The following is a 20,754-nucleotide window of genomic DNA, read 5'->3' on the forward strand; positions in this document are numbered from 1 at the left end:
TAGACCAGAAATGAAAGCTTCGGTTTTAGACTTCAGAAGCGCCTCTTCAAGACTTTAGAATACGTGCTTTTAGACGTTAAAACGACCCTCTCCAGACTCTGGAAATGCCAATTCAAGACTCGGGGAGCATCGCGAAACCTATGCAATTGCAACTGAGTCCACTAAATTTCTACTGAGCCCTTTCAAAGGTTAGAGTTACTACTAATTTTTGTAATTTTGGCCAAAATTCAAATAATAATGGCCACAATTTGATTTTATCTTCGTATCTTTGCAGCGTAAATGATGGACGAAGACTTCGATATACGGGAAGAACGGTATGCTGGTGGCGGCGAAAAGGATTTCGAGAATGCCCTGCGACCACTGCGTTTCGGCGACTTCAGCGGACAACAGAAAATTGTAGAGAATCTGGAAGTGTTTGTTGAGGCTGCTAAGTATCGTGGCGAACCGCTCGACCACACCCTGCTGCACGGACCTCCAGGTCTGGGCAAGACCACGTTGTCTAACATCATTGCCAACGAACTGGGTGTGGGCTTCAAGATTACCAGCGGACCGGTGCTCGACAAGCCCGGTGACCTGGCTGGCATCCTGACCTCGCTGGAGCCGCGCGATGTGCTGTTTATCGACGAGATTCACCGCCTGTCGCCCGTGGTCGAGGAGTATCTCTACTCGGCCATGGAGGACTATCGCATAGACATCATGATAGACAAGGGCCCCTCGGCTCGCTCTATCCAGATAGACCTGAATCCCTTCACGCTGGTGGGGGCCACCACACGCAGCGGACTGCTCACCGCACCACTGCGCGCACGCTTTGGCATCAACATGCACCTGGAGTACTACGACCCCGAAACGCTGGCACGCATCATCGAGCGCTCGGCATCTATCTTGGACGTGCCCATCACCGAAGATGCCGCCATCGAGATAGCAGGGCGCAGTCGTGGCACGCCACGTATTGCCAATGCGTTGCTGCGTCGTGTCAGAGACTTCGCACAGGTGAAAGGAAATGGTGCCATTGATACTGCCATCTCGCGTGTGGCTCTGACGGCACTCAATATTGATAAATATGGGTTAGACGAGATAGACAATAAGATACTGCTCACCATTATCGACAAGTTCCGTGGCGGTCCAGTGGGTATCACCACTATTGCCACCGCCATTGGCGAGGATGCCGGAACGGTAGAGGAAGTCTATGAGCCTTTCCTCATCATGGAGGGTTTCATCAAACGCACACCACGTGGACGCATGGTCACCGAGTTGGCCTATCGGCATTTTGGTCGTAATCCATATTCGGGAGGTGTCATGCAGCCAGGGCTATTTGATGAATAATGGTTGCTTTTCAGTTCGTATTGTCTAAAAAAGGAGAATATTGGTGTTCTTCTTTTATCTGAATTTTTGGACTTATCAATCTTTTTTAGATTCCTTGTTTTGTGTTTATGATGCATTTGTGCTTGTAATAACCTGAATAGCAGTTAAATACGATGTAAAATTGTGATTATGGAAAAGCTATAAATAGCTATCATTTTTTGCTCATCGTGAAGATTAAAACTAATTTTTTTTGTACTTTTGCTTCAATATTATTTAGAACGTGATTATAGACTAACAATAAGATGCGCACCTATCTGAGGCTTATCATAACAACTGTTTCAGCTTTGTCGGCACTCCCAGTCTTGGCTTTGTCTGCGCAGAGTGAGACTCTGTTTTTTAGTCAGGCGATTCTCATTGTGGCACTAATCGCGGTGTTGGTGATTTTGTCGGTGTTGGTGATTTTATTGACCATTCAACTACGTGTTAGCATACACCGCCGAAAGATGATGCAGCAGACCATTGCTATGCGTGAACGCTTTCTGTTGAGTGTGGTTCATGAGTTTAGAGATCCGCTCTCGCTCATCAAGGGATTGGGACAGCAACTTGAAAAGCCAAGCGAAGAAAATAATATTTCCGTGCCAACAACGGCGGGGATGTTGGTTAGACAGACAGAAACGCTTTTGGCACTCGTGACAACCTTGCTAGATATTACGCGTGTTCAGTCGGTCATTGGCGAGGCTAAATGGAGGCATGGCAATGTGGTGGCCTATGTGGGTATGATTCTGCAGAACCATCAGCACGATGCCGACAGTAAGCGTCAGCACTTGAGATATCATCACTCGCTGACGTCTATTGAAATGGACTTTGTGCCTGCCTACATACATCGTGTCCTGTCAAAGCTGTTGGCAAATGCCATCAAGTACACAGGTGACTATGGTAACATAGATGTCTCGTTAGAAGTGGTCAACGGTGCGGAACTCATGGTACAGGTTAAAGATAATGGTGCTGGTATAGCACCCGACCTGTTGCCACGTATATTCGACATGTGTAATCATGCTGATAATTCTATGGCTGATGCTGGCACCATGTTAAGTTTGCCAATGGCAAAGATGATGGTGGAGGCCATGAGGGGACGTATCACGGTAGAGAGCGTGGTGGGCAAAGGTAGCACTTTTTCGGTGCGTCTGCCTATGAAATATGCAGGAAAGGTTGTGCCTCTCGTTGCCTCAGAAGCAGATACGACTGCATCATTGTCAGTAGAATCGGAGAAAAAGCCTGCAGACAATACGCTGAAGGACAAGAATCTGTCGGCACTCGATTCTTCTGTAGTTCTGATTGTTGAAGACAACCAAGATTTGGCATACTATATTGGCATGCACCTGAAACAGTGTAAGCTGATCTATGCTCGTAGTGCCAAGGAAGGAATGGAAAAGGCTTTGGAAAATATGCCCGATATTATCATTACCGATGTCACGATGCCTGGTGATAAGGATGGATTGGAACTTTGTCGTCAGGTGAAGAATAACGACCAGCTGAACCATACTCCAGTGATTATTATCTCGGCGCAGGTTACCGAGGACGACAAGATTAGAGGACTTGAGGCAGGTGCCGATGCCTACCTGATGAAGCCGTTCAACTCTGAGGAACTGGTGGTCAGGGTGCGTAAGCTCATTGAGCGACAGCGGCTGCTGAAACAGAAGTTTGAAGAAGTGGCAGGACAGGCAGAGGTGTCTGTGGAGAGTCTGCCACGAAAAGATCGAGCTTTCATGACCCATCTGCTGGATGTGGTGTACCGCTTGATGGCCTCTGGAAATGTGGACATTGAGAGCGTGGCCAAGGAAATGGCCATGAGTCGCAGTCAACTGAACCGTCGAATGTTGGCCATCACCAACCAGAACTCGTCCACCTACATCATGCAACTACGTCTGGCGCGTGCTAAACGACTGTTGAAGGCCGATGTTAATATGACTATCGGCGATGTGGCGCAGAGATGTGGCTTCGATGATGTGGCCTATTTTAGTCGAATATTCAAACAGACGTTCGACATTACTCCATCGCAATATCGGAAACAAATATAGATTATTTACAAATTATTAATTCAAGAAAACTATGCACATCGGAAACAGAATCAGAGAGGTGATGAAAGAGAAAAAAATGTCTGCCATCGCTATCGCTAAGATTATTAATTGCGAGCGCACCAACATCTACAACATCTATGCACGTAAGGATATTAATACTAAATTGTTGGAGCAGTTTTGCATTATCTTGAACCATGACTTCTTCAAGGAATTGTCGAAAGACCTGAATCAGAGGAAGGGGAAGTAAGGCAAAGAAAAAAGGCAAGAACGTTTTGATTCTTGCCTTTTTTTTGTACTTTTGTGCCCATGAAAGAGAAGATTGGTATCTTTGTTGGGAGTTTCAATCCCTTTACCGTTGGACATGACTCTATCGTCAGAAGAGCGCTGCCACTGTTCGACCGTCTGGTCATTGGCGTCGTGGGCGACCATGTGTCGAAGCCGGGTATGGTGCCTGCCGAAACACGTGTGCAAGCCATTGCCGAACTTTATCGCAACGAGGCGCGTATTGAGGTAAAACCTTACTATGGATTGGCTATTGACTTTGCTCGTGGCGTGGGTGCCCGTTACATAGTGAAAGGTGTGCGTTCGGTAAAGGATTTTGAATACGAACGTGAGCAGGCTGATATCAACCGTCAGATCAGTGGTGGCGAGATAGAGACCATCCTTCTCTACAGCGAACCACAGCTGTCGAGCGTGTCGTCATCGATGGTGCGAGAGTTGCAGCACTTTGGAGTAGATGTCAGCGACTTCTTGCCGACGGCTAACGAAGACTGAGGGCACGGTTCTCGGCTGCTTCCATAATCTCTCGTTCTCCCGGACCTTTATCGTTGATGCCACACAGGTGCAAGATGCCGTGAATGATGACGCGGTGTAGCTCTTCGTCGTAGGTTTTTTTGAAGAGCTCTGCGTTGGAACGTACGGTGTCGAGCGAGATGACCAGGTCGCCGTTGAGCACATTGCCCTCGCAATAGTCGAAGGTGATGATGTCGGTGTAATAGTCGTGTCCCAGGTACTCGCGGTTTACCTCCAGGATGTGTTCGTCGTCGCAGAAGAGGTAGCCAACCTCGCCTATCTTCTTTTGATAGGTGGCTGCCACCTTCTTAATCCATGCTGTGGTCTCGCGTCGCTTGATGGCGGGGAACTTCACATTTTCAGAACTGTAGGTTATCATCGTCTTTACTTTTTGTCTGTTAGTAACTCAAGTGCTCGCTTAACCATGTCGTTGGTGTCGTTGAACACGGAGAAATATTCGCTCATGTCCCACAGATCGCGAGCTATCAAAGCCTTCAGCTGTTGGCGTAGATAAGGCAGCGTCTGCTGGCGTTCGGCATCGTCTTTGGGCTTGATATTTTGCTTTTCGCCCTCCTTTATGATTTGGTCCACCAGCGACTGAGGAACTTCAAAGCTGGTCTTGAATGTGGCGAAGTCGGGATAACGTTTCTTCAGTTCTTTTCGCTTGCTGTCAACATAGCGCAGGTTCTGTTGCAGGATGATGCTCTTAGCTGCTAACTCGCGGTGATAGCGGGTGTACTTGGTGGTGTCGAGCGGTACGAAGTAGTCGGGCATGATGCCACCGCCGCCATAAACGATGCGATGCTGCTTCAGCGTGTAGTATTTCAGCGAATCGGCAAAGTGGATACTGTCGGCATTGGTCAGTTCACCAGCTTTTAAGCGGTTCAGCAGGTCTTCATCGTAGCTCTTCTTGTTGCCCTTCTCATAGGGCTTTTGGATGCAGCGACCAGAGGGGGTGTAGTAATGGGCTATGGTGAGACGAATCATCGAACCGTCAGGCAGTTCAACAGGGCGTTGTACCAACCCTTTGCCGTAAGACCGGCGACCTACCACCAAGCCACGGTCGTGGTCCTGAATGGCACCAGTCACAATCTCGGCAGCAGACGCAGTGAACTGGTCGATTAGCACTACCACTCTTCCATCGAGGAAACTGCCGTCACGGGGAGCTGTGTAGTCGCGACGTGGTACGCGGCGCCCTTCGGTATAGACAATCATGTCGCCACGGTTCAGAAACTCACCTGCTAAGTCGGCTGCAGCCTGTAGATAGCCGCCGCCATTCTCCTGCAGGTCGAGAATCAGGTCGCGCATGCCTTGTGACTTCAGCTTCTCCATACTCTCGAGAAACTCCTTATAGGTGGTGGCACTAAAGTTGCCTATGCGGATATAGCCGATGCCGGGTTTGATCATATAGGTGGCATCGATAGAGTGTACAGGGATCTTGTCGCGTTTCACCATGAATACCAGCTCTTCGCCGATGCCATGACGGCGGATGCCTAACTTCACGGTGGTGCCTTTGGGGCCGCGCAGGCGACGCATGATTTCTTCTTTCGACATCTTCACACCGGCAATGGCGGTGTCGTTGACATGAACGATGCGGTCGCCAGCCAGGATGCCTACTTTCTCAGATGGTCCTTTGGTGACGGGCTGGATAATCAGCAGCGTGTCTTCGACCATGTTAAACTGTACGCCGATGCCTTCGAACGAACCGTTCAAAGGTTCTGTCATCTGTTTGGTTTCCTGTGGATTGGTGTAGCTGGAGTGGGGGTCTAACTTCTCCAGCATGCCACGAATGGCATCTTCGACCAACTTGGTTTCATCAACCTCATCTACATATAGGTTGGTGATAACTTGTTCTGCGTAGTTCAGTTTGCGAAGATTGTTCTCGCTTTTATGTTGAGCTTGGGCAATGGTAGCCTGAGCAATCAGAACCGTTGCTAAAAGGAAAAAGTGTCTTTTGAGCATGTTGATGCGGGTTAAAGTTTAATATTGCTGATGTCTATCAGTCCATTGACAATGGCATAGATGGTGAGACCGGCAGGCGAGTGGATCTGAAGCTTGCGGGCAATGTTGCGACGGTGAGTGATGACCGTGTTGACCGAGATGCAGAGGTGGTCGGCAATCTCCTTGTTTGACATGCCCTGAACCAGCGATACGATGACATCTTTCTCGCGGTCGGAGATGGCATCCTGATCGCTGTTCTTAAACACCATGTCGCTGATGTTGCGGGCGATGTCGGTCTGCTTGACGATTTGCTCCAAGCGGCGGATGGCTGGTACAAAGATGCGATCCTCAACCAAGGCATGCTGATGCAGCCACTCTTCGTTGTCGTAGATATCGTGAAGTGTGGCGGTGAGCTTGTTGTTGTGAAGCCCGTCGCTGGGCAGATATTTGATGATGAGCAGCTTCAGCTCGCGTAGCTTCTTGTCGGCAGCACCATGGTGCTTAGAGAAAGTTTCGATGCTATAGTCGGTAGTGGGATGACCATCGATGAGTGACTGTACGTAAGGGAACAACGTCTTCTGCTCGTACTGCATGTGACGACGTATCTCTTGCGAGTAGGCATCGTAGAAACGCAGGATGAGTTGTCCCAGCGAGTCGTCGGCATTCAGACTTTCTTCCAGTTCACGACGGATAAAGGGCAACTGGAAGTCGAGGTAGTAGGCATGGCTGGCCTGTAGGTAGTGCATGAGAGTGGGCACAGACAACTGTTCGTCGTTCTCGGCATCGCTATAGCCATTGATGGTGAAGTTGACTACGGCGAGGAAGGTGTAGGTGTCAACGTGGTTATCCTCGCAGGTTTCCTTAACGGTCTTGTCGCCGAAGCCCAGGTTGATGCCAAAGCTTCCCAACATTTGCAAGAGGTCGTAGTTATCGCGTATCAGCGATATCATCTTGTCGTCGGCCTCGTACATCTTTTGATTTCTCATACGTTTTTGATTTATTCGTAAATGTCCTCTTCGGGGCGGTCTTCTTCTATAACGAGGTTGTCGATGATGAAGTTCTGGCGCTCCATGGTGTTCTTACCCATGTAATACTCCAGCAGTTTCTGCACTTGGTCGGTCTTGTGCAGCGTCACCTGTTCCAGACGAATGTCGGGACCGATAAATCCGGCAAACTCTTCGGGACTGATTTCGCCAAGACCTTTGAATCGGGTAATCTCGGGATCGGGGCCTAACTCCTGAATGGCTTTTTGGCGTTCCTCCTCGCTATAGCAGTAGCGAGTGATGAAATCGGTCTTCTTACCGTCTTCCAGCATCTTCTTATTCTTGATCTTTGTGCGGCGGTTGCGCACGCGGAACAAGGGCGTCTGCAGCACATAGACATGGCCTGTGCGGATGAGCTCGGGGAAGAACTGCAGGAAGAAGGTGATGATGAGCAGGCGGATGTGCATGCCATCGACATCGGCATCGGTGGCTACGATGACCTTGTTGTAACGCAATGTGTCTAATCCCTCTTCAATATCGAGGGCAGCCTGCAGAAGGTTGAACTCTTCGTTCTCGTAAACGACCTTCTTGGTGAGTCCGAAGGTGTTCAGGGGTTTTCCTCTCAGCGAGAAGACGGCCTGCGTGTTGACATCGCGGCTCTTAGTGATAGAACCACTGGCTGAGTCACCCTCGGTGATGAAGATAGACGACTCTTCCTTGCGGTCGTTCTTTACGTCGCTATAGTGTATGCGACAGTCGCGCAACTTACGGTTGTGCAGGTTGGCCTTCTTGGCACGTTCGCGTGCCAGTTTGGTGACGCCAGCCATAGCCTTGCGCTCTTTCTCGCTCTCTTGTATCTTCTGCAACATGGCCTCAGCCACGTCGGCATTCTTGTGCAGGTAGTTGTCAACTTCCTGCTTGATGAAGTCACCCACATACTTGTTGATAGACACGCCCCCATTGGGCTCCATGGTCAGTGAGCCCAGCTTGATCTTGGTCTGGCTCTCGAACATGGGTTCTTCTACGTTGAGGGCAATGGCTGCCACAATACCTGTGCGGATGTCGCCATACTCAAAGTTCTTTTGGAAAAACTCCTTGATGGTCTTGGCAATGTGTTCCTTGAAGGCGCTTTGGTGCGTACCGCCTTGTGTGGTGTGCTGACCGTTGACAAACGAGTAGTACTCCTCGCCATACTGGTTGGCGTGGGTAAAGGCTATCTCGATGTCTTCGCCTTGCAGGTGGATGATGGGGTAGATGGCATCGGCGCTCATGCGGTCTTTCAGCAAGTCTTCCAGTCCGCGACGCGAAAGGATGCGTCGGCCATTATACATGATGGCCAGTCCGATGTTCAGATAGGTATAGTTGCGGAGCATGTTCTCCACAATATCATCGTGGAACTTATAGTTCAAAAAGAGGGTGTTGTCGGGCTCAAAGTAGATGTAGGTGCCGTTCTCGTCTTGGGTGTCTTCGGTGACGTCGCTGACCAGCTTGCCTTTCTCAAACACTGCCTTGCGCACCTTGCCATCACGAAAGCTCTGGACTTCGAAGCGAGAACTCAGGGCATTCACTGCTTTCACACCGACACCATTCAGGCCGATAGACTTCTTGAAGGCTTTCGAGTCGTACTTGCCACCGGTGTTCAGCACGCTGACGGCTTCGATCATCTTTCCCTGTGGGATGCCGCGGCCATAGTCTCTGACGCTGACGCGCAAATGGTCTTCAACGTTGATCTCTATGCGATCGCCAGCTTTCATCTTGAACTCATCGATAGAGTTGTCGATGACTTCCTTCAGCAGTACGTAGATACCGTCTTCTGGCAGTTGACCGTCGCCCAGACGTCCGATGTACATGCCAGGGCGCAGGCGGATATGCTCTGTGCCACTGAGGGTGCGGATGTTGTCATCGTTGTAGTCAGAACGTTGATTATCCTCTCCCAAAACGGATGATGGTGGGGTGGAAGCTGTTGCCCCTATAGTTATGTCGTTTTCTAATGCCATAGTCTATATGTTTTATTTCGTCTGTTCTGGCTCCCAATCTCTTTGCTTGAGCGTGCTTACGTGGCTTGCAAAAGACCTTGGAGCGTTTAGATAGAGAGACTTTTCTTGTAACATCTGCGGCGTTTGTGCTGCTCGTTGTCGAAGTAGCCCCACTGGCTCTGCACCTTGCCGTTGGTCTCCATCTCTACATGTGTCTCGCCCCATTTGAACCCGTACTTCTGGTAGATGGGTATCAGATCGTAGAAAAGCAGGGCGTTAGCTCCTTTCGAACGGTATTCGGGCAGAATGCCAATGAGCAAGCAATCGACGATGTCGGTCTTCTTGAACTTCAGTGCTTTCATGAGATGCCACCATCCGAAAGGCCACAGACGACCGTTGTGGCACTTCTGCAGGGCGCGCGTCAGCGAGGGAATGGTGATGCCAACACCGATGCAGTCGTGGTCGGGCGTGTTCCAGTCTTCTATAATACAAAGCATCTCCAGATCGATGAACTTGAAGTACATGTCCACATACTCGTCCATCTGCTTTTGCGACATCTCTGAGTAGCCGTACAAATGGCCAAAGGTCTTATTGATGACCTCGAACACGCGGTGTCCATATTTCTTCGGTCCATAGATGTCTTCTTTCTTCAACTTCTTGATATGCAGGTTGTAGCGCGACATGCAGAGCTCTGCCACGCGCTTCATCTTGTCGGGCATACCCTCTTTGGGTACAAACACTTTGTACTCCACGTAGTCGTTGTCCTTCTCGTAGCCCGGCATTTGCTCCATCAGTTGTGGGTAGTAGGGGTAGTTGTAGAGCGTTGCCATGGTGCCCAACTGATCGAAACCGTCGGTCAGCATGCCTTCGGGGTCCATATCTGTGAAGCCCAGCGGACCTATAATCTCTTTCATGCCCTTCTCGCGTCCGTAGTCTTCTACTGCCGTGAGCAGTGCTTTCATCACCTCGGCATCGTTGACGAGGTCCAGCCAACCGAAGCGCACACAGGGACGCTGCCATTGCTCGTTGTAACGGTGGTTGATGATAGCGGCTACGCGACCCACCAGTTTGCCATCGCGATAGGCCAGAAAATATTCGGCCTCGCAGAATTCGAAAGCCGAGTTTTTGTCTTTACTAAGTGTGTGTAGTTCGTCACTGTATAGGTTAGGAGCATCGAATTTGTTACCTTTATACAAGTCATAATGCAGTTGGATAAAGGCTTTCATTCCCTTTTTGTCGATGACTCTCTCAATCGTAACTGATGACATTTCTTTCCTTATTTGGTGAATAATTATATGCTAAATCAACATACAAAGGTACTTTTTTTTTTAGACATATCAGCATAAATAAACAGTTTTTTGCATCTTTTCTCGTAAATTGCAGAAAAGAGGCGATAGCTTTGACGTAACTAAACCTATACTTTACCGTAACTAAACCTCTAGTTTACCGTAACTAAAGTGGCACTTTGCCGTAACTAAAGTGATGGTTTGGCGTAGCCATCGTAGCCGAATGACATTATGAGGTGCGCTGACAGATGAGCAGGGTGTGCTGCCCGTTGCGCAGGGTGGTGGCAAAGATGTAGTGGTCGCCACCGTCTTTCAGTTTCAGGCGCTGGCGCAACTGGACGGCGCTGAGGGGGAAGTTGCGCACGCTGATGTTGGCTTTTGTGATGTCGGCGAGGGCTGCTTTCAGCTCTTTCTTGTTCATCGTGGTGGCAGTCGTGATGCGGAAGCGGCGTCCTGGAAACTGGGGGCGCTCCTCGTTGGAGGTAAACAGGTGACTGTTGGGTGCCAACTGCTTGACGCCGAACGCCTTTTCTACTTCTGCGAAGCAACCGGCCTTCATGATAGAGGCGTTGGGTTCGTAGAGGTATATGCCTATTTCGGCGGGCTCGTCTGTCGAGGGGACCATGGTCGTTGGCGCGCTTGCCGTCACCTGCCACACCTGTTCATCGTTCACGCAGTAGAGCTGCAGCGCTTCTGCCTGTTGGCGCATCACGATGAGCAGTTCCTTGCATTCGTTCTGTGCCGAGACGATGTGCACCTCGCTAACGTGCTGTGGCCCCAGGTCTTCCACGGCTTTTTGCCAGTCGAGCATGGGCGACAGTTTCAGCACCACCACGTCGGCCTTTTGCAACAGTTCGTCGCGCAGTTCCAGTACGTTGGGCGTGCAGTCGCCGATGCCATAGGTGCGAGCGCCGTGAGTGTCGCGGCGAGCCGGGTCCATATAGATCATCGAAACATGCTCTAGTTGGTGCAATATGGCCACACCGTCGCCACACGTGCACGTCACGTTGGGTGCCAACTGCTGCATGTTGTGCTTCACCACCGCAAAGAGCTCCCCGTTCTGTTCTACGTAGGTGGCTTCTTTGAAGGCCTGACTCATGAACGAGATGTCCACACCGAAGCCACCGGTCAGGTCCACGAGGCGTTCTGCCGCTGCCGTCAGTCGCCGACAGAGGTTCTTCTTATACAGGGCAGTCTGTTCGCTAGAACACTGTTCCAGCGACAGGTGCTGAGGATATAAAAGCCCGTCAGTAGCTGCCCACGATGGCAACTTCTGACGGGCCTTTTGTAGTCCCGCAATCTGACGTAGCGCCAAGGCGAAGTCCACGTCCTTGTCGCGGCAACCTTTCAGCGCCAGCTGGCGCACGTCGGCATTGATGTTTTGTTCGATGAAATCGCGGGTTTTCTCGTTCATTTTTATTTTAGGATTACTTTCCTTCCGTTTATGATATAAAGTCCTTTGCGAGGATGCTTCGTGCGCTGTCCTTGCAGGTTGAACACCGCAGTGCCAAGCCTGTCGTTTACGATGGTCGAGATGCCGTCGGGCTGCTCTTTCGCAAAGGTCACGTTGACGCCACTCACCTTGATATGGTTGGCCTCAGCGCCAAATGTCACCTCACTGGCCTCGCCAGTCCACACATAGTCGTTGCCGATGGAGCCCTTGTCGGCAGTCATCTTCTTGTTGCTGTCTATGGTGACGAAAGCCAGTCGGATCAGTTTCCCGTTGCTGCTTGCCACCTTCAGCGTGTTGTCTTTGTACATACGAATCTGCGAGTCGTTGCAATACATGTTGGCGCTGCTGCCTTTTGCATAGGTGATGGTGACGCCGCCTTGTGAACCACTGAGTTCTGTCTCTTTCCCACTGTTCCAGGCTCCTTGCCATGAAACACCGAAGAAACTATTGTTCAGCAGTATCGTTCCATCCGTAGGTTGCTCGTCAGTCTTTGCAGTGATGGTGTAGGTGGCTGCCGATACAGCACTTTTCTTGTCGCCTTTCATGGCGAAGGCCTTCACGGTCGTGGTCTCGCTGATAGTAATCGGTGCCGTATATATATTGCTTTGCGCGGTGGGTTCGGTGCCATCGGTCGTGAAATAGATGGTGGATCCAATGGTCGAACAGCTCATGCTCACCTCCACACGCTCGGTGTAGCTGCCACTTTGTGGTGTGAATACGGGTTGCATCACGAAGTCAGGATCCACCGTGCCGCCACCCTCGTAGTTGTCGTAGCTGAAGGCTGTTTCCGTCTTCGAGCCCCATACGTATTCCTCCAGTCCTGGATAGTCTACAAATGGATTGCGGTTTTGCTGCACATCATCGCTGGCCACGGCATTGTTGCGTGCACGTTCCACCTCGTCAACAGGGTCTTGTTGCGACCAGCGGAAAAGCATATTCAGGTACCATTGTTGCAGTCCGGGATAGGCATCGTCGGTAAACACCTTCTTCACCTCGCCCTTAGACCAGTTCTTCAGCTTGTCCTGATAGCAGGTGGCCATATAGAAATAGATACGTGCGATGTCACCTTTTATCTCGTCGTTGGGTTCAAACACCGTACCACTATAGCCCGATGTCTTGCACGAGCCCAGTATGCTGTAGTTGTTGGCCGATGCTTTTGAGATGTTGCCCACCTCGGCGATGACGTAGGATGAGCGCATATTGTTGATCTTGGCATCCGTGGGCACCACGTGGATGATATCGCTTTTCATCGGACTGGCTTCAGCAAACCAGCTCTGCGGCACGGTGTGCTCCTTGTTCCAGCCAGCCCCTTCTGAGCTGTTGCCATGCTGGTTCCAGTTATAGTTGGTGATGTTTGAGTACCAGTCGCGCACATGACCGTCAGGTCGTTTGTCGGTCAACTGGTAGTATTCCTCAAGTCCTGAGTAGCTCAGGGTCTTGTGGTTCTTGATAATGTTGTGCAAAGCCGTCTTCAGTGCTTCGCCTTTCTTTCCGTTGGCGTTCTGGTAGTAAGTACCAGAGCCGTTAGGGCCTTGTGCCCAACTGCTCAACAGTGTTAACGTCAGCACCGCAAGCAGTGTCAGTGTCTTCTTCATAATATGTGTATAATGGTTTGGCTTTTATTCTAGATGATGTGTTTATCTTACGAATACTTTCTTTCCGTCGATGATATAGAGGCCCCTTGCAGGGCTCTTGATGCGCAGCCCTTGCAGGTTGAACGTGCCTTTCATCACCCTAATGGCGGCATTGTTCATTTGGTGTATGCCATCTGTGTGGTCATAGTTGTCATAGCTGAAGTCCACCATGGTCTTGTTGCCCCAGATGTATTCCTCCAGTCCCGGATAGTCGATGAAGGGGTTGCGGTTCTCCTGGATGCCATAGACAGCATTGTTGCGGTTGATCTCCTTCTCGCTCACAGGGTCATTTTTAGCCCATTTCATCAGCATCTTCAGTTGCCAGCTGCTCAGTCCGGGATAGGTGTTACCGTCCAGTGTGGGTCTCGAGTCGCTGCAGTTAGAGTACCAATCAGACAGTTTTTCCTCATAACATGTCACCATATAGAAATAGGTGCGTGCGAAGTCACCCTTGTATTCATCGTTAGGTTCGAAGACGGTACCCGTATAGCCAGGATAGGTGCATGTGCCCAGCTTGCTGAACTCGCCTGCCGACTTGTAGCTTTCGCCTTTCGTTTCGCCAAAGGGGAAGTTGCTGCGTTTTCCGTTGACCGTACCATCGGTGGGGTAGAGGTGGAACAGGTCGGTGTACATGGGTGAATTACTGCCAAACCAACTCTTAGGGAACGAGTGTTCGCGGTTGTACTTGTCGCCTTCTTTCGAGAAGTTGCCGGCCTGGTCCGTTTCAAATTCGTAGTTCGTGATGCCAGAGTACATGTCCCACACCTTTCCGTCTTCACGCACGTCGGTGGTGCGGAAGTCAATCCAAAGGTCTCTATAGGTTCGTTCCGTATGTGGATAGATGATGCCGCAAAGTGCCGTTTTCAGCGCTTCGCCCTGTTTCCCGTCGGCATTCTGATAGTAGGTGCCCGAGTTGTTGGGGCCCTGTGCCCATAGGCTGATGCTGGTCAGCGTCAGCATCATGAGGCTTATTGTTTTTCCAAATGTTCTCATTGCTCGATAACTAAGACGTACGTTCTCACTTTATAATGAATTTCTTATGGTTGCAGATAAAGATGCCAGGGCGTAGGTAGCACTTGTCAACCCGCATACCATATATATTATATGTGCAGTTGTGGCGCTGCATTGTCGTAGTAGTGATGTTGTCAATGCCCGCTTTGTTCGTCACTTCCACACGTGCCTCTTCAATCTGTATGTGCTTGTTGGCATTGGTCTGTGGCCAGCTGCTGGTGTAGGTAGAGGTGAATTCTACGCTGCTCACCAGTGTGTCTGTGGGTGCAGTCCACACGTTGCCGTTCATCTCGCCTACCGAAGGGATAAACTCCTTGTCACTCGACTTCTCAGGAACCACAAACTCAATGCGGCTGATGCCGTTATGACGAGCCTTGAATGTCAGCGTGTTCTTGTTGTAGAGACGAATCTGTGTGGCGTCGCAATACATGCGTGCGCCCTCAATGCCATAGGAGAACGTGATGCTGATGCCGTTTTGCTCAGCCTTCAGCGGCGGGCGCTCGTAGTAGTCGCGCATGTAGTCCGTGCTGCTCCAGTCTGTGCCAAACGTCTTTTCATTCAGCAGGATGGTGCAGTCGGTAGCCATCGTTTCATCGTCTGTCACCGGCTCGCCGCCGTAGTCAAAAGCAGTTTCTTTCTTTTCGCCCCAGATATAGTCCTCCAGTCCGGGATAATCTACAAAAGGATTGCGGTTGCCCTGTAGCTGGTAGATAGCCTCGTTGCGTGCCACCTCCTTCTCGCTGACGGGGTCCTGCTTAGACCATTGCATCAGCATGTTGAATGCCCACGGTGCAAAAGGCTGATAGACAGTCTCGTCTTCCAGATTGAACATCGCTCCCGTCCACGTGCCACAATGGTCGCCAATGCTATCCTTCGTGCTACTCCACGACGGTTGTCTCTTCTCATAGGCCGTTACCATGTAGAAGTAGATGCGTGCCAGGTCTCCCTTATACTCGTCGTTGGGCTCAAAGCATCGACCCGTGTATTCCTCGGAAAAAGTGCAGGCCCCCATCTTGCTGAAGCCCTCTTCTGAGGTGTAAAAATCACCGTTGTTGGTGCCATAGGGGTTGTTGCTACGCTTATTGTTGACGATACCTTCTGCCGGGATAACGTGTACTATGTCTGAATACATGGGTTTGATATCCTTGTAGGTATAGCTGCTTCCGCTCTTAGCTGCAGGGTTAAACCAGCTTTTGGGCATGGAATGCTCACGTTGAAAACCCTTGGTGCCCTCCGGGTCAATACCCGCTTTGCCGTTTCTATGAAGATTGGTGTAGATAGAGTAGGCCGACTTGCATGAATACATGTCCCAAATGATGGGCACCGTGTCCGTAGGTTTAGCATCCGTGTACTGATATGCATGCCATAGCGAGTCGTAGTCCACGACAGCCGGCGTGTTGATAATCTCGTAGAGAGCCGTTTTCAGTTCGGCCCCTTTCTTTCCATGGGCGCTTGCATAGTATGTGCCAGTGTTGTGAGGAGCCTGTGCCCCCATGGCTATCGCCGTGATGCAAGCCACTAAGCAGAGTAGCGTTTTCTTCATAGTGTGTCTGTTTTTAGAAAGGTTTAGCTTACAAAAGTACGGATTAATTTTGTAATGGCGAAACAATTGACCGAAAATTATTGCAGTGCAGCAATGTACTCCCACAATTTGCGATAGAAAGGATGCTTCGTCATGGTTTGACGGTCGCCCAGTATGATGAGCTTCATGCGTGCTCTGGTGATGGCCACATTCATGCGTCGCAAGTCGCGCAAGAAGCCTATCTGTCCCTCGTCGTTCGAGCGTACCAGCGAGATGATGATGATGTCGCGCTCCTGTCCTTGGAAACCATCCACCGTGTTGATGCTGATCAGGTGGCGGAAGGGTTTGAAGAACTCGCGTTTGCGCACTAACTGGCGCAGGTACTGCACCTGTGCTCTGTAGGGCGAGATGATGCCCACGTCCAGTCGTTCGTCCAGAATGCGTTCCTTGCCAATCATCTCGAAGTAGGCTTGCAGCGACAACAGCGTCAGTTCGGCCTCGGTCTTGTTCACGCGTCCGAACGACTCGCCCACGAACTCCTCCTTGCCTTCATACTGCGACGTGTCAATCCATGTCATGGGCAGGTCCAGATCCAGAATGCTGCGGTGCTTCACCTCGGGTGCCGACACCATCTGGTTGTGGTAGAACCAGTCGCTGGAGAAGCGCATGATGTCTTCGTGCATGCGGTATTGTATGCGTAGCAGCGTCACCACCTCGGGCTTTAGGTGGGCAATGCGCTCCATCAGTGTGCGCCCCAGTCCGCCTTTCAGCGCTTCGTAGCACTTCACGGTAGGCGGCAGCTGACAGTGGTCGCCGGCAAAGACCACGCGCCCGGCCCGGCGGATAGGTATCCAACAAGCAGCTTCAAGCGCTTGGGCTGCCTCGTCGATAAACAGCGTGCCAAACTTCATGCCGTCCAGCAATCGGTTGGCTGAGCCTACCAGTGTGCAGGCAACGACGCGAGCTTCGCCAAACAGTTCGGTATTGATGCGTATTTCTATCTCCGTGGCACGACTCTTCAGTCGGTCCATCTTCTGGTGCCAGTTGTCGCTACGCTTGCGTTGCGCCCGCAGTTCGCGTATGGCTTTGCGTATGGCCCACAGCTGCGGATAGTCGGGGTGCGCCTCGAAGCGTCGCTCGTAGGTGAACGACAACATCTTGTCATCCACGCGTGTGGGGTTGCCGATGCGCAGCACGTTGAGGCCGCGGTCCACCAGTTTCTCGCTGATCCAATCCACCGCCATGTTGCTCTGTGCGCATACCAGCACCTGACTCTCGCGGCGTAGGGTCTCGTAGATAGCCTCTACCAGTGTCGTGGTCTTGCCTGTTCCTGGCGGTCCGTGAACGATGGCAACATCCTTGGCACGCAACACCTCGTTGACCGCATGCTCTTGGGTGGCGTTGAGGTAGGGAAACCCCATGTCTGGAAACGAGAACGTCTCTGCCTTCTGCCGTGTGTAGAACAGGTCCCGCAGATAGCCCAACCGCCCTTTGGCACGCATGGTGCGCTCCAACGCCTCGAACATCAGGCGGTAGCTGGTCTCGTCGAAGAACAGCTGTACGCCCAGTTGTCCGTCGGTCACCTGCAGGTCGGCAACAGGAAAGCTGTCTGGCACGGCTACCACCATGCGGTCACCATCCACATAGCTCACCGTGCCGGGCATAGAGAAGAAGTGCATGTCCTTCTCATGTTGCACAAAGAACTGTACGGGTTTGCCGAACTCAAAGTTGTGGTCGGTGTCGTCGTCGGTGTTCCGATACACCTCTACGCACAGCTGGTTCAGCGAGTTAAAGTAGCTCTTGCCCAGTCGCAATGGCATCCACGCATCGCCACGACTCACGCGTCGCAGCATGCCAATGGTCTTGGTGTGCTCCTGGAAAGCCTTCTTTTCCTCATCGTACTCCATCTGAAGCAACATACGTTGCTGCTGAAGTTCTAATATCGGTGACAGCGTCTCGTTCATCAGTGCAAAAGTACTAAAAATGAATGGAATAGACAAGCGAAACGTAAAAATAGCATCTTGTTTATCGTTATATTAGAAACTTTTCGTATATTTGCCGCAGAAAATATAATCTTGCCTGTATGATGAATCATTTTAAGCTAATTATAATAACCCTATTGGTTGCTTTTGGGAATCATGGTATCGTGCATGCTCAATCGAAGCGTGAGCAGGATCCAAAGTATGTCGCCCTTCGCGACACAATGGTTCGTGCCTTCAACAATGATGACAGTATCCATTTTTATGCTGCGCTGAATAATTTTGAGTCCTATCTTCTGGAACGTAACGACCTGCATGGCTATTACACCCAGCGATGCAACGAGATTATCTTTCTGATGAATCGCCAGGAGATTTTTGAGGCTTACAAGCTGGCGCGCAAGCTTATTAGCGAACTGCAGGAGAGACAACTGGACAGCGAGATGTATATGGCTGTCAACATGATGGGGCATATCAATAATTATTGTGGCAACAAAGAGGCTGCCAAGAATAATTTCCGTGAGGTGATTGCGCGTTTGGAGAAGCAGGGCTACTACGAAAGCATGCCACCCATCTACATGAATATCGTCAACGTGTCATTAGACGACGACCCCGAGGAGGCCATGAAACTGTTGGATAAGGCGCGTGATATAGCTGTCAAATACTCACCAGAACGCGTTTTCGACATCGATACTCGCAAGACGCTGACCTACTTTGCCGACGATAAGCTAGACCTCTTCAAACAGGGCTACGAGGCCTATGTCGAAGGCGTAAAAGAAGGTAAAAGCTCTGTGCATGGCCGTTTGCTCGAGGCCTACTATCAGGCTTCTATTGGCAACACCGAGAAGGCTGTAGAGCTGGCTCGTCAGTTGGGTGATGATGGTCATGAAGCCATCACGATGATCTACAAGAAGGCGGGCCTGTGGGAGAAAGCCTATAACTCCCTCAACGATTTGCTGGTGGCCAACGACTCTGTCATCAACGTGGTGCTGAACAACAGCATGCAGGGGCTGCAGGATGACATGGCATTATACGAGAGCGAACGTGAGGCGGCACGTGCCAAAATGATTGGTCTTACAGTCATCATTGTACTGCTGATCATGCTGGTGGTGGCTTTGTTCTATATCGTGAATAGTCGTCGTCGCCACACGGCACAGCTCACCTCTGCCTACCAGCATGCCTTGGAGAGTGACAAGATGAAGCGTGCGTTCATCAGGAATGTGAGTCATCAGATACGTACACCGCTCAACATCGTCAGTGGATTCTCGCAGTTGTTCACCGATACGGACATGCAACTCAGCACCGAGGAACGTCGCATGCATGCCGAGATGATTGCCAAGAATACGCAGCTCATCACCTCGCTGGTCGATGAAATCTTGGAACTCTCCGAAAACGAGTCCACCACCAGTATCGACAAGAATGATGTGGTACAGGTGAGCAGTCTGCTGCAAACGCTGCAGACTGAGAACAGCGAGGGGTTGAGCGAGAAGATAGAGATAAAGATAGACTGTGGGGTGGACGAGGACTATGCTTTCCGTTCTAATGCCTCGGTGCTCAAGCGTGTGCTGAACATTCTGATAGAGAATGCAAAGAAATATACTGTTGCCGGCTCTATCACACTGTCTGCACAGCAAGAAGACCATCAGCTCGTGCTATCAGTGACCGATACGGGCGTTGGCATTTCAGAAACTGATGCAGAGCGTATCTTTGAGCGCTTTGTCAAGCTCGATGATTTCAAAGAGGGACTGGGCTTGGGGCTCTCATTATGTCGTGTGCTGGTGAAGCACCTCGGAGGTAGCGTGTCGTTGGATACGACCTATCACAACGGTGCCCGCTTTGTCATCACATTGCCAAACACGTGAGAGGTGAGAACTGAGAGGTGAGAACTGAGAGGTATGATTAGATTTTGTGCTTCTGCCAAAACTGATAGTAATCATACCTCTCAGTTCTCAGTTCTCAGTTCTCACTTAAAAAAGGGTTTACTTTGTTTTTGCTGTCATCGGGTTGCGTACGCCCTTGTAACCTTTTAGGAAGGCCTTGGCCGATCCAAAGCTCAGGAACATGTCAAGTCTTACGGGCAGGTGGTTCTGGTCGTCGGTCACGTAGAAGCGAATCAGCTCGTGATTCTCGCCATCCTCTTTCTCATAGAACGAGAACACCAGACAACGGAACTTCTCGCCGGTGCCGTCCACCTTGAAGTTCTCCTTGCCGCGGTACTTCAGCCACGAGTTGGTCAGGTGCTTGGCATCGCTGATGGGCATGGGGATGATGTCACCCTTCTTCATCTTCGACGCATCGAAGTTGCGAGCACGCAAGAAGATGCTCATCATGTCGTAAACACAATCGGTGTATTCCTTGTTCTTCCAGGTGTGCTCACCGTCGGCATCGATGCGGTGCATCTTCAGTCGGCAGTTGTTGCCAGGGTAGCTGTACCACAGCTCGTCCACATAGTAACGCTTGCCCTCCAGGGCACCCTTGCGGAAATACACTGGTGCCAGCGTGGCGGCATCGCAGTAGGACAACAGCGTGTCGCGCATCACGAAGATGCCATCCAACTTCTGGTTGCCGCGGGTGGTCAGACTGCTGCGGAACACCTTTTTGCCGGCATATCTCGACTCCATGGTTGACATGGAGGCAGAGCCTACCTTCACCCATACGAATTTCCAGTTGAAATAGAGGTCATAGACCAGAAACTCGCCCGATTTAAAGGCTTTGTTCTCAATGCCGCACGACTGTGCATTCATGCTGATGACACTCATCATGCCTATGATAGCAGTAAAAATGATTCTCTTTATCATAC

General features: G+C 50.8%; 16 protein-coding genes. 5 read left to right on the forward strand and 11 right to left on the reverse strand.

All coding sequences use genetic code 11. The features are described from left to right. Nucleotides 1-282 precede the first annotated feature (282 nt). From ruvB to coaD, 4 genes are all read left to right on the forward strand, one after another. Nucleotides 283-1,323 (forward strand): Holliday junction branch migration DNA helicase RuvB, encoded by a 1,041-nt coding sequence (gene ruvB, locus L6472_RS00540; protein ID WP_237807947.1) that lies wholly within the window; start codon nt 283-285, stop codon nt 1,321-1,323. Between the two features lie 395 nt (nt 1,324-1,718). Then, the gene (locus tag L6472_RS00545) at nt 1,719-3,380 is read left to right on the forward strand and encodes a response regulator (RefSeq protein ID WP_237806213.1); all 1,662 of its coding nucleotides are present in this window, start codon (nt 1,719-1,721) and stop codon (nt 3,378-3,380) included. Between the two features lie 31 nt (nt 3,381-3,411). Continuing rightward, the gene (locus L6472_RS00550; protein ID WP_255777057.1) at nt 3,412-3,627 is read left to right on the forward strand and encodes a helix-turn-helix domain-containing protein; all 216 of its coding nucleotides are present in this window, start codon (nt 3,412-3,414) and stop codon (nt 3,625-3,627) included. 59 nt (nt 3,628-3,686) lie between these two features. Then, on the forward strand, nt 3,687-4,154 hold the full coding sequence (gene coaD / locus L6472_RS00555; RefSeq protein ID WP_237806217.1) for a pantetheine-phosphate adenylyltransferase: 468 nt from the start codon (nt 3,687-3,689) through the stop codon (nt 4,152-4,154). Here the strand turns inward: coaD and ybeY are convergent. The 10 genes from ybeY to L6472_RS00605 form a co-directional block, all read right to left on the reverse strand. Beyond that, entirely contained in the window at nt 4,141-4,551 is a 411-nt protein-coding gene (ybeY, locus tag L6472_RS00560; RefSeq protein WP_237806219.1) for an rRNA maturation RNase YbeY, read from the reverse strand. The genes coaD and ybeY overlap by 14 nt on opposite strands. A gap of 5 nt (nt 4,552-4,556) precedes the next feature. Further along, nucleotides 4,557-6,134 carry a S41 family peptidase gene (locus L6472_RS00565; RefSeq protein ID WP_237806221.1) on the reverse strand — a complete coding sequence of 526 codons (1,578 nt, stop codon included), beginning with the start codon at nt 6,132-6,134 and terminating at the stop codon, nt 4,557-4,559. Between the two features lie 11 nt (nt 6,135-6,145). Next, complete coding sequence (locus L6472_RS00570; RefSeq protein ID WP_237806223.1) at nt 6,146-7,099, reverse strand: LuxR C-terminal-related transcriptional regulator; 954 nt, start codon at nt 7,097-7,099, stop codon at nt 6,146-6,148. An 11-nt stretch (nt 7,100-7,110) separates the two neighbouring features. Beyond that, a complete protein-coding gene (locus L6472_RS00575) occupies nt 7,111-9,093 on the reverse strand; it encodes a DNA topoisomerase IV subunit B (RefSeq protein ID WP_237806225.1) in 1,983 nt (660 codons plus the stop codon). A gap of 86 nt (nt 9,094-9,179) precedes the next feature. Then, a complete protein-coding gene (locus tag L6472_RS00580; RefSeq protein ID WP_237806227.1) occupies nt 9,180-10,340 on the reverse strand; it encodes an N-acetyltransferase in 1,161 nt (386 codons plus the stop codon). A 247-nt stretch (nt 10,341-10,587) separates the two neighbouring features. Next, on the reverse strand, nt 10,588-11,772 hold the full coding sequence (locus L6472_RS00585; RefSeq protein ID WP_237806229.1) for an SAM-dependent methyltransferase: 1,185 nt from the start codon (nt 11,770-11,772) through the stop codon (nt 10,588-10,590). A 2-nt stretch (nt 11,773-11,774) separates the two neighbouring features. Beyond that, nucleotides 11,775-13,406 (reverse strand): endonuclease, encoded by a 1,632-nt coding sequence (locus tag L6472_RS00590; protein WP_237806230.1) that lies wholly within the window; start codon nt 13,404-13,406, stop codon nt 11,775-11,777. Nucleotides 13,407-13,448: 42 nt separating this feature from the next. Beyond that, nucleotides 13,449-14,438, reverse strand: a complete 990-nt coding sequence (locus L6472_RS00595) for an endonuclease (protein WP_237806231.1) — start codon at nt 14,436-14,438, stop codon at nt 13,449-13,451. 25 nt (nt 14,439-14,463) lie between these two features. Continuing rightward, nucleotides 14,464-15,999, reverse strand: a complete 1,536-nt coding sequence (locus tag L6472_RS00600) for an endonuclease (RefSeq protein WP_237806232.1) — start codon at nt 15,997-15,999, stop codon at nt 14,464-14,466. Between the two features lie 77 nt (nt 16,000-16,076). Then, nucleotides 16,077-17,942: an AAA domain-containing protein gene (locus L6472_RS00605; protein ID WP_237806233.1), complete on the reverse strand. Its 1,866-nt coding sequence runs from the start codon at nt 17,940-17,942 to the stop codon at nt 16,077-16,079. 119 nt (nt 17,943-18,061) lie between these two features. Between L6472_RS00605 and L6472_RS00610 the strand changes: the two genes are divergently transcribed. After that, entirely contained in the window at nt 18,062-19,816 is a 1,755-nt protein-coding gene (locus L6472_RS00610) for a sensor histidine kinase KdpD (RefSeq protein ID WP_237806234.1), read from the forward strand. A gap of 117 nt (nt 19,817-19,933) precedes the next feature. On the opposite strand, the gene L6472_RS00615 is transcribed toward L6472_RS00610, so the two are convergent. Next, nucleotides 19,934-20,752, reverse strand: coding sequence for a DUF3108 domain-containing protein (locus tag L6472_RS00615; protein WP_237806235.1), 819 nt, complete (start codon nt 20,750-20,752; stop codon nt 19,934-19,936). Nucleotides 20,753-20,754 lie beyond the last annotated feature (2 nt).

The organism is Prevotella sp. E13-17 (genome assembly GCF_022024035.1).
Lineage (GTDB): Bacteria > Bacteroidota > Bacteroidia > Bacteroidales > Bacteroidaceae > Prevotella.

Bases quoted from the DNA above. Each gene is read 5' to 3' on its own strand.
- ruvB (WP_237807947.1), top strand. From the start codon at position 283: ATGGACGAAGACTTCGATATACGGGAAGAACGGTATGCTGGTGGCGGC.
- L6472_RS00550 (WP_255777057.1), top strand. From the start codon at position 3,412: ATGCACATCGGAAACAGAATCAGAGAGGTGATGAAAGAGAAAAAAATG.
- coaD (WP_237806217.1), top strand. From the start codon at position 3,687: ATGAAAGAGAAGATTGGTATCTTTGTTGGGAGTTTCAATCCCTTTACC.
- ybeY (WP_237806219.1), bottom strand. From the start codon at position 4,551: ATGATAACCTACAGTTCTGAAAATGTGAAGTTCCCCGCCATCAAGCGA.
- L6472_RS00565 (WP_237806221.1), bottom strand. From the start codon at position 6,134: ATGCTCAAAAGACACTTTTTCCTTTTAGCAACGGTTCTGATTGCTCAG.
- L6472_RS00570 (WP_237806223.1), bottom strand. From the start codon at position 7,099: ATGAGAAATCAAAAGATGTACGAGGCCGACGACAAGATGATATCGCTG.
- L6472_RS00575 (WP_237806225.1), bottom strand. From the start codon at position 9,093: ATGGCATTAGAAAACGACATAACTATAGGGGCAACAGCTTCCACCCCA.
- L6472_RS00580 (WP_237806227.1), bottom strand. From the start codon at position 10,340: ATGTCATCAGTTACGATTGAGAGAGTCATCGACAAAAAGGGAATGAAA.
- L6472_RS00585 (WP_237806229.1), bottom strand. From the start codon at position 11,772: ATGAACGAGAAAACCCGCGATTTCATCGAACAAAACATCAATGCCGAC.
- L6472_RS00590 (WP_237806230.1), bottom strand. From the start codon at position 13,406: ATGAAGAAGACACTGACACTGCTTGCGGTGCTGACGTTAACACTGTTG.
- L6472_RS00595 (WP_237806231.1), bottom strand. From the start codon at position 14,438: ATGAGAACATTTGGAAAAACAATAAGCCTCATGATGCTGACGCTGACC.
- L6472_RS00600 (WP_237806232.1), bottom strand. From the start codon at position 15,999: ATGAAGAAAACGCTACTCTGCTTAGTGGCTTGCATCACGGCGATAGCC.
- L6472_RS00605 (WP_237806233.1), bottom strand. From the start codon at position 17,942: ATGAACGAGACGCTGTCACCGATATTAGAACTTCAGCAGCAACGTATG.
- L6472_RS00610 (WP_237806234.1), top strand. From the start codon at position 18,062: ATGATGAATCATTTTAAGCTAATTATAATAACCCTATTGGTTGCTTTT.
- L6472_RS00615 (WP_237806235.1), bottom strand. From the start codon at position 20,752: ATGATAAAGAGAATCATTTTTACTGCTATCATAGGCATGATGAGTGTC.